The organism is Bacillus sp. NPDC077411, from assembly GCF_044543425.1.
In the GTDB taxonomy this organism is placed as follows: Bacteria; Bacillota; Bacilli; order Bacillales; family Bacillaceae_G; genus Bacillus_A; species Bacillus_A bruguierae.
This window is the reverse complement of record NZ_JBITWA010000042.1, coordinates 1-9117: the sequence shown is the minus strand read 5'-3', so window position 1 is coordinate 9117 and position 9117 is coordinate 1. Positions and strand designations below refer to the sequence as shown.

Here is a 9117-nt window from a genome sequence, read left to right as displayed (position 1 = left end):
ACAAAAACGCCATCCTTTCCTATGATTCTACAGAAAGAATAGCGTATTTTTTCATTTTAGGGGGAATTTTGTTTTGTTAGCTTGATAGCGATGGGGTGCAGCCAACCAAATGACATAAAACCCACGCTAAGACATTTTTTGGAGAACAAAAAGACGATTTTCCCACGTTAAAGAATTTCGGTTTTGGTATTTTACTTCCGGAGTGGTCGTAATGATTCTAAAGTAGTTGATTGCTTAAATTTATACCAGGTGTTTTTGCCCATCCCCCCGAAAAGGGGGGATAAGACAAAATATCATAGAATCATTCAGTATCCATATCTTCTTCAGATGAATATAAGAGGTTCGAAGTTAATTCTTACTTAAATACAGGCTTTATATTCTGTCATGATATTATTGATAATTGTTTTGACTGGTAGTATTTCCTTAATTTCATGCACTCTTGCTCCAGCAAAAACAAGACCATTCTCACAATCACCATCCATTGATGTTATCAAAGAATCTAGCGTACAAAAACGATAAGAACAATTTTTTAGGCAATTAATGCACTTCTTTATTTTTATCTTTTTATCATCAGCTATCAGTTCAGTGAAATTATTCTTAATTGCACGACCTTGAAGACCTACAGTTGTTTTCAGCAGCATAGTATCTTTCGTTCGAGCATGTACATATTTTTCTTTAAATGATAAGGGTGCGTCACACTCATCACTTGCAACAAATCTCGTCCCCATTTGTACTCCAGAGGCCCCCATACTTAAGGCACGAGCAAGATCTTTTCCAGTCATAATTCCTCCAGCAGCAATTACGGGAATTTTAACCGCTGCAACTACTTCAGGTAATATATCGAATAAAGGTCTTTCGGTTCCGAGGTGTCCCCCGGCTTCATGACCTTCTACAACAACTGCAGCTGCACCCAGGCGTTCAGATAATTTAGCAAGCTTCGCTGAAGAAACAATTGAAATAACTGGTATACCGGCCTTTTTGCCCCAAGTATACATATCTCTTGAAATCCCAGCACCTGATATGATGAAATCAACTTTTTCTTCAATGGCAGCTTTCATTTTTTCAGCAAAATCATTCATCGCGAAAAGAACGTTTACTCCAATATAGCCGGCATTCTGTACCTTTTCCTTCGCCGTCCTTATATGTAGTCTCATTTCGTCGATGGAAATTCCAGTTCCTGATATAATTCCAATTCCTCCAGCATTTGCAACAGCAGATGCAAGTTTGCTTAATGAAATACCTACGCCCATACCTCCCTGCATAATTGGAACCTTTGGCATCATATGACCGATTTTTAACTGTGGAAAGTTCAAGTAAATACCCCATTTCATTACTGTTTTTAGAATGGACCGTTAAAGCTCCCTTAGTGTAACATAGCGTTTCGAACGGACACCAGGAAATTAATACCTACTCCTAGTAGTTTGTGGTGTTTTTTGTTGTTTTTCACAAAATGTTCGAATAATATTCTATAAATCTTGAACTTTAAAATTATGACCTAGTTTTACGCGTATCTTGGCTGAACCTCCTATAAATTCCAAAAATGTATTATCGTGGGTTTTATGTCATTTGGTTGGCGGGGCCCCATGCCCATCAAGCTAAGCTTATATAAATTTAATTTCACGTGAGATTTTTCTTCTTTCTAAAGATCCAGTGTAAGTTCTTTAAAGATTTGCATACGAAATAAACCCTATCGGGTTTCAAATTTTTAGATTACGCTACATGATTGTGAGACATAGAAAAATTGTATACGACGCCTAAGATATCAAAGACTGTTTTCTTCTCATACCTATGGGATTTTCGTCCGTTTTTCTGTAAGAGATTGAACAGACGAAACAGTATCTTTGTTAATTCTTGGATGTCTTTTTGTAGAGATTGATAAATAAGTGGAAAGTAATCTTTTATGATATAAATCGCTTTATATTCGCTTAATTCTCGTTTCTTCTTGATGAGGAGTAATTGGCGCATTTGAAACATGGTGGAGGAACAAAGAAGGATGCTAATTAATTGTCCATATAAATGACATTCTAGTCGTTCTAATTTTACAGAATTACAGTGATGAATGCGAAAAAATGATTTCCATGTTTTAAAAATAAGTTCAATTTGCCATCGTAAGGAGTAAAAATCATATACTTGTTCCTTTGGTAGATATTCCAAAGGAATATTTGTAATGTAAAAGTTAATTGCACTAAGCCGCTTACTGCGTTCTTTATAGATAATTTGCTTCTTGTGTTCTTTAAGTGCTAAATCCTTTTGTCTACGTTTCATTTGTGTTTCAGTTAATTTGTACAGAATTAGTCTTGCAGGAAGCTTTTGATACATCCCAATATAAATCTCAGGAATTTCATATGTTTCACCTGACTGTAATTGGTCAATGAATTGCTCCATATCTAACTGGATGTACTCAGAGTGCTTTTTTATTGTTCCATTTTGAAAGTATTCAGGCTCTTTATTTTTCTGATATATACGTGTATTGAGCTTTAATCTTGAAATAAAATAAGCATTACACTCTTCTATAGTATGTAAGTCTTTTAAGTCGAAGTATCCTAAATCACGTATACATACATCGTTCGGTTGAAGAGATGTTAAACAAGTAGAACTATACGTTTTATCATTGTGCTTTCCTGATCCTACATGAACATTTAGAAACTGACCACTTAGTAAATCATATTCTAGTTGAATTTTCACGCCAGCATTTTGACTTAACCAAATACATAGAGCCACTAAATCTTGTGCGCGGTATTTACTTTTTCGTTGAACAAATCCTATTTCTCTAGCTAACTGTTCCAATGCATGTGGTGACATATGTTGTTGTAATTCTTGAGAAAATAATTGTAGTTCATCAGAAATCGATAAATCCATACTCAAAACGCCATCCTTTCTGTATATTTCTACAAAAAGAATAGCGTTTTTTTCGTTTTATGGATATAAATTTGCCTGTGCTTGATAGTGATGTGAAGGGCCTCCTATAAGACCTTTGTTAAGATTTTCCCTAAAATTAACATTTAGGTAATTTTTGTAACAATATATCTTGTTAATCTAATTTTTATAATTTATAATATTAGCTGTATATGGTGTGTATATTGTGTATCATATACCATAACACTTATCGATAGTGAGGTTGTTTAATGAAAATAATCTTAAGTAATGTATCAAATCAGCCTTTATATCAGCAGATAAAGGAACAGATTAAAGAATCAATATTTAACAATGAGTTGAAAGAAGGCGAACAGTTACCATCAATCCGTTTATTAGCCAACGACTTACATGTAAGTGTACTTACCACAAAAAGAGTCTATGCAGAACTAGAAACAGAAGGATTTATTATTACTAGGGTTGGCAAAGGAACCTATGTAGCTCCCACAAACCTAGAGTTATTAATGGAATCCAAGCGCCACATGGTAGAAGTCAAACTTGCAGAAGTCTGTCAGATGGCTCGAAGTATAGGAATTCATGCGGATGATCTTCATTTGATGATGGACTTAATTTTAGAGGAGGAGAATGGCAAATGAATGCTGTGTTAGAAGTGAATAAACTAAATAAAACTTACGACAGGTTTTCATTAAAAGATGTTACTTTTTCACTTAAAAAAGACTGTATAACAGGCTTTATTGGTACTAATGGTTCCGGGAAAACTACTACAATTAAAGCAATCCTTGGCCTCATTTTAAAAGATTCTGGAAAAATTAATTTTTTAGGAAAAGATATGGATAAAAATGAAAGGAAATCTAAAAACAAAATTGGCATTGTGCTAGATGAAGGATATTTCTATGATGAATTAACATTAAAAGAAACGAAAAATGTGATTGCCCCTTCTTATACTGACTGGGATGAAGCGGTCTTCTTATCTTACATTAAACAATTTAATTTAAATCTAGGACAAAAAATTTCTACTCTATCCAAAGGTATGCGGATGAAATTCGCGGTTGCTTTGGCGCTATCCCACCATGCAGACCTATTGATAATGGATGAACCAACAAGTGGTTTGGACCCATTAGTAAGGAGTGAATTGATGAATATTCTTCTGGATTTTATGAAGGAACCAGGTAAAAGTGTCTTTTTTTCCACTCATATTACCTCTGATTTAGATAAAATTGCAGATATGATTATTTTAATCGATGATGGAAAAATTTTAGTTAATGAGGAAAAAGATATATTAGTGGACACACACGCATTGGTAAAAGGAGACAATCAATTAATTAATGAACAAACCAAACCACTTTTTTTAAATTTGCATCAATCTCAATACGGATTTGAGGGGATTACTCATAAAAAAGATGATGTTCGTCGACTCATGCCTGATGTATTGGTGGAAAGGCCGACTATAGAGGATATTATGCTTTCATACATCGGAGGTAATAATCATGTTAATTAACCTTGTAATGAAAGACTTTATGCTAGTCAAAAAACATTTCTTAATTTTACTTGTTTTTGCAGCTATCGCTCCTATTTATGTTTCTACACAACTACAATTAAACGATGGCGGTCTTGTTGGCTTTCTTTTAACAGTGATTTTGATGGAGCAAATTTTATTTGGTACGATATCCAAATTTGAGGATCAGTACAAGGGGGCGACTTTACTTTGTGCAACTCCATACACACGAAATGCATTTGTAAAAGCAAAATATCTCTTTCTTTTTGTAATTTTCATTTGTGTCTCCATCATTCGTATTATTACGCCAATTATCATACCATCGGGTATAGAAAAACTCAGCATAAACGCTCTTGGAATAACATTTCTAATTGTTAGTATTTTATTTGGTATACTACTCCCTGCTCAATTTAAATTCGGTTATGACAAAACAAAAATTATAACAATTTTTACTGTCTTTTTAATACCTTTTGTCGCTCCTACTCTTATAAAGGGACACTTTGATTTTACAATTACCTTTCCATTTCCATCAATTGTTCTAGCATGGATGCCTTGTTTTATTTCAATAGTTATTAGTTTTATATCAATGATGATATCTCTCAAAATATATGCAAAAAAGGATTTATAATTAGATTTTAAATATAATAGGGATAGCTGTTAAAGGAAATATATTTAGTATCGTAAAAATTTATTTTTTTCAGCCATCCCTGTTAAAAATTCAAGTTCCCCTTATTATATACCTTTTTCTTAATTAAGTAGATTTTATGAATATTGAAATGAATCAAGTCTTTAAATCATTAGTCTTCTTAACTTCTCTTTTCATTAAAGGGTACCACTCCAACGCCATCAAGCTAAGAAATTCATTGTTCCCTAAGAAGTTGAGCTGAATCCTTATGGATAACTATGGAAAGGTAAAATTTTCGTTTTGGGGATATCTCAAAATATTAGCTTGATGGCTATGGGGGTACCGCCCATGCCCCTAAAAAGTAAAACTAAGTTTACATCTTTTTATAATTTGTAAAACACACTGTTAAATGTCCAAATAATAACCCATTGATATCGTGCACACGTACCGATATCAATGGGTTTTATGGGTTTTATGGGTTTAACATTTTGTATCTTTTGTAAAACTTATATCTTATTCTATATGTTTATAAATTTTTTATTTACTTTTTAAGCTTCTTTCATGGACTCAGCGATCTTAATTAACTCTTCTTTAGATATTCGGGAACTAAACAATGTAATTAAAGTACCATTTTGTATCCAACTTAAAGTACCACCTTGTACATCCTTTATTCTTTTAGTAGGTGTTAATGGATGAAATACAGCTATCTTATCTTTTATTTTTACATTAATTCCATAATCCTCTAATTCAGCAAAATCTTCTTTTTCTTTTTTTTCTATTACCGCAAGTTTCAATTGCGATCTTGTTTCATCAAAGTAATGTATCTGTATTTTGTCCATATGTTGATAAATTTTTTCTGGATATTTTAGCTCTACAACCCACTTGTTTGATACCTTACTTGGAATTAATAAATTAAAATTGGTTTTTCCATTCAGCTGATTTATTGTAAAATTTTCTTTGCTCACTTCAATATTGTGGGCATGGACATTTATAGGGGATTTATTCAAAAATAACAGCACGCATATTATAAAAGTAAAAAGTATTTTTTTCATACCTTTTTATTCTTCCTAGAACGTTTTACTATTAGTATCTGATCTAATGTATATCCTTATTCATACTATCCCGAACAAAATGTCGTTAACATTGATAATTGGATGTTTTTGTCCATCCCCTGAAAAAAACAATACTATATGGGGTAGCATCACATCGCCATCAAGCTAAGGGTGCCAGGAGAGTATATGTGAATGTGCTTTTTTGAAATTTCTACGACTACATTAAAGATGTGCATAACAAATAAACCTATTAAATAGGTATTTTTAAAAATATTATGCAACTTGGAAACTTTGTGACAACGTACAATCATACACAAATCCTAAGATATCAAAGACTGTTTTCTTTTCGTAACGGTGAGATTTTCGTCCGTTTTTTCTAACAGGTAAAACAAACGCAATAAAACTTTTAATAATTCATGGATGCCCTTCTGTAGTCCTTCATAAAACAATAGATAATAGTTCTTTATCATATAGATGGATTTGTATTCACTTAACTCTTTCGTTGAACGAATCCTTTTTCTTTAGCTAGGTGTTCTAAAACATGAGGAGACATATGTCGTTGTAATTCTTCAGCAATCGGTTGAAGTTCATCAAGAATCGAAAGATTCATAAAAAACGCCATCCTTTCCTATAATTCTACAGAAAGGATAACGTCTTTTTTGTTTTATGGATAGTGCAAAATCTTAGATTGATAGTGATGTAGCGGGACCCCATAGTTAAATATAAGTTTCTTCAACTCTATCCAACCATTCGTTTATTAGAGTGTTAAAAATTTGTGGTTGTTCTATTTGTAAATCGTGACCAGCTGTATCCAACACAGCGAATGTTCCCCTTGAATATTTGTTTATAATGTTGAGTGTATCTTTATATCCAACAGAAGAGTCTTGTCTTCCTAAAAGAAATACACTTGGTTTATCAAAATCAGACTGATCTACTTTGAATGAAAATTCAAAGTTATTCTTAACCTTATTTAAAAATTCTTCATTTGCAACTTTACAACCTGCAAGGATTTCATTTTTGTATCGTAGCCAATTGTACTCATCAAGTACAACATGGTTAGTGCTAAAATCCTCCAGGTCCTCTTTCGATAAACTTCCAATAAATTCATTATCTGTTTTCAAAATTATATGTTTCTCAACTTTTCTATTCTCATTTAGAGGAATAATAACAGGACAGATAAAAGCCGCTCCGAGTATTCTTTCTTTTTGCTTTTCAATAATTCCTCTAGCTAAATAGCCACCATAGGATTCCCCAGCGATTAAGTATTCTTGATTAGGAAGAACAGCTTGAATAAAATCTAAAACAGCATTCAACATTTCATCAGAGCAATTTATTTCGTTATATTTTTTTGTTAATCCCATTCCAGGAAGGTCAATATAAATACGTCGCCATTTATCTCTTTCAGTAAATATAGGTTCCATACAACCACTCATTAATCGATGATCATAAGAATAGCCATGTATCATCACGATTGGTATACCATCCCCTATATCTTCATAATAGATATTAGCTTGACGAACTTTGCAATATGCCATATTCACTCCTGCTTTCTTAATTAATTTAAATTAATTTTATTTTAACATATAGAGGCAATGACACATTGCCATCAACTTAAGAAATTAAATGTTCCCCAAAACGAAAAAAATGAACTAAATTCTCATGGACACCTATGAAAAGATGAAATTTTCGTTTTGGGGGCACTTCAAAATGTTAGCTTGATGGGCATGGTGACCCCATACCCATCAACTTAAGAAATTTTATTACCCCCCAAGTACAAAAAAACGTTATTCTTTCTAAACAAGCTAGATTAGAAGGAATAACGTTTTCTGTGAATTATGGATATAAATTTATCTTAGATTGATAGAGATGTGTTTGAACAACCTACTCCTGACAATAACATGACTGGAACAACTAAAGCTAACATTTTACGTTTCATACTCACCTACCCCTTTGTTTGTTTATCTGTTACTTAATCTTTTTCATTTCCTTATGCCCTTCATCTATTAACTTAGAAGCGGTTTTTAGTTCATCAACTGCTATTTCTACGCTTACTTTGTCTCCCATAGATAAAGCAGTTTGCATATGGTCTACCCCTGCTTTTACATATGTCATTGCTTCATCTACCTTATTGTGTACAGGAAAGTATTTTTGGTCGTACTCTAATTTTTTTACCTTGTCTACTGTATCTAGGAAAGGTTCAGAAAGCTCTCTAAACTCAGTTGCTTTTTTATACTGTGATTTCTTGCTATTGATAAGGTTATCAATATCTCTAGCTTGGTCTGTAAAATCTTTCATTAGATATTTTAGGTTTTTAGGGTAGTCTTCTGGTTTATTTTGCTCTATTGAAACTTTAATTTCTTCTTTTTCTTTCTGATTGTTTACACAACCTACCGCTGATAATAACATGACTGGAACTATTAAAGCTAACATTTTACGTTTCATTATGTATACTCCTTCTTAACAGTGTTGTAATTGACTAACATATGGAACTGTAACATAAAATAAATAAACAAATATAAGCTCATTTTTTGTCCTTAAAGGGAATCCCTCCTTTTTTTTCGTATTTTCATTTAATGAAAAGTAATTCTCCAAATAAAATAAAAGAACTTGTAGCAGGCCCCGCTACAAGTTCTTTTAGCTAAATATTTTAGCTCAGCAAAACAAAATATACATTCTACACAATCGGGGTAATTCCTAAAATATGGTTTGTTAACATCATTATATAACATAATTATGAATTTTTGTTAAAAATTATATATTCTTAGATAAATTGCACTCCACTTTCTTACTTTTTTTTAATTTGTTCAGCAATAGTTGAAGCAACAGCTGCAACATGAATACATTCCATATATAGGTCGTCAGCATCTGTATCTTTCACGCTAACTTTTATACTTGTATACTCAAAATCCCTTTGATTTGTTTTTGGATGGTAAAACATGTTTCTCTACTCTTTCATATAGAGTAAGCAATTGCTTGATAAAAGAAAATTTCGGTACTAACCAATACGAAAATAACGCTGAAGCACATCCTATTAAAGCCCCTATTGCAACATCAAAAGGATAATGAATCCC

General features: G+C 32.5%; 9 protein-coding genes and 2 pseudogenes. 3 read left to right on the top strand and 8 right to left on the bottom strand.

Annotated elements, in window-relative coordinates; all coding sequences use genetic code 11:
* Window positions 1-359: 359 nt before the first annotated feature.
* Window positions 360-1331 carry an NAD(P)H-dependent flavin oxidoreductase gene (locus tag ACIGHG_RS25425; protein WP_289359663.1) on the bottom strand — a complete coding sequence of 324 codons (972 nt, stop codon included), beginning with the start codon at window positions 1329-1331 and terminating at the stop codon, window positions 360-362.
* 379 nt (window positions 1332-1710) lie between these two features.
* Entirely contained in the window at window positions 1711-2859 is a 1149-nt protein-coding gene (locus ACIGHG_RS25420; protein ID WP_396551236.1) for an IS4 family transposase, read from the bottom strand.
* Between the two features lie 266 nt (window positions 2860-3125).
* On the opposite strand from ACIGHG_RS25420, the gene ACIGHG_RS25415 reads away from it, so the two are divergent.
* Genes ACIGHG_RS25415 through ACIGHG_RS25405 form a run of 3 tightly spaced genes read left to right on the top strand, consistent with a single transcriptional unit; the run spans window position 3126 to window position 4997 of the window.
* Window positions 3126-3509, top strand: a complete 384-nt coding sequence (locus tag ACIGHG_RS25415; protein ID WP_396551234.1) for a GntR family transcriptional regulator — start codon at window positions 3126-3128, stop codon at window positions 3507-3509.
* On the top strand, window positions 3506-4372 hold the full coding sequence (locus tag ACIGHG_RS25410) for an ABC transporter ATP-binding protein (protein WP_396551232.1): 867 nt from the start codon (window positions 3506-3508) through the stop codon (window positions 4370-4372). Before ACIGHG_RS25415 ends, ACIGHG_RS25410 begins: the two co-directional genes overlap by 4 nt.
* On the top strand, window positions 4362-4997 hold the full coding sequence (locus ACIGHG_RS25405; protein ID WP_396551230.1) for an ABC-2 transporter permease: 636 nt from the start codon (window positions 4362-4364) through the stop codon (window positions 4995-4997). The genes ACIGHG_RS25410 and ACIGHG_RS25405 overlap by 11 nt, the downstream gene beginning before the upstream one ends.
* A gap of 545 nt (window positions 4998-5542) precedes the next feature.
* On the opposite strand, the gene ACIGHG_RS25400 is transcribed toward ACIGHG_RS25405, so the two are convergent.
* From ACIGHG_RS25400 to ACIGHG_RS25375, 6 genes and pseudogenes are all read right to left on the bottom strand, one after another.
* On the bottom strand, window positions 5543-6046 hold the full coding sequence (locus ACIGHG_RS25400) for a DUF4367 domain-containing protein (RefSeq protein WP_396551228.1): 504 nt from the start codon (window positions 6044-6046) through the stop codon (window positions 5543-5545).
* Window positions 6047-6319: 273 nt separating this feature from the next.
* Window positions 6320-6555: pseudogene (locus tag ACIGHG_RS25395) on the bottom strand (IS4 family transposase); the annotation flags it as partial.
* Window positions 6556-6762: 207 nt separating this feature from the next.
* Complete coding sequence (locus tag ACIGHG_RS25390) at window positions 6763-7581, bottom strand: alpha/beta fold hydrolase (protein ID WP_336474715.1); 819 nt, start codon at window positions 7579-7581, stop codon at window positions 6763-6765.
* 430 nt (window positions 7582-8011) lie between these two features.
* Window positions 8012-8488 (bottom strand): hypothetical protein, encoded by a 477-nt coding sequence (locus tag ACIGHG_RS25385; protein WP_396551226.1) that lies wholly within the window; start codon window positions 8486-8488, stop codon window positions 8012-8014.
* Between the two features lie 343 nt (window positions 8489-8831).
* Window positions 8832-8984: a hypothetical protein gene (locus ACIGHG_RS25380; RefSeq protein WP_396551224.1), complete on the bottom strand. Its 153-nt coding sequence runs from the start codon at window positions 8982-8984 to the stop codon at window positions 8832-8834.
* Window positions 8947-9117, bottom strand: a pseudogene (locus ACIGHG_RS25375) (undecaprenyl-diphosphatase); the annotation flags it as partial. The pseudogene ACIGHG_RS25375 and the gene ACIGHG_RS25380, both read right to left, overlap by 38 nt.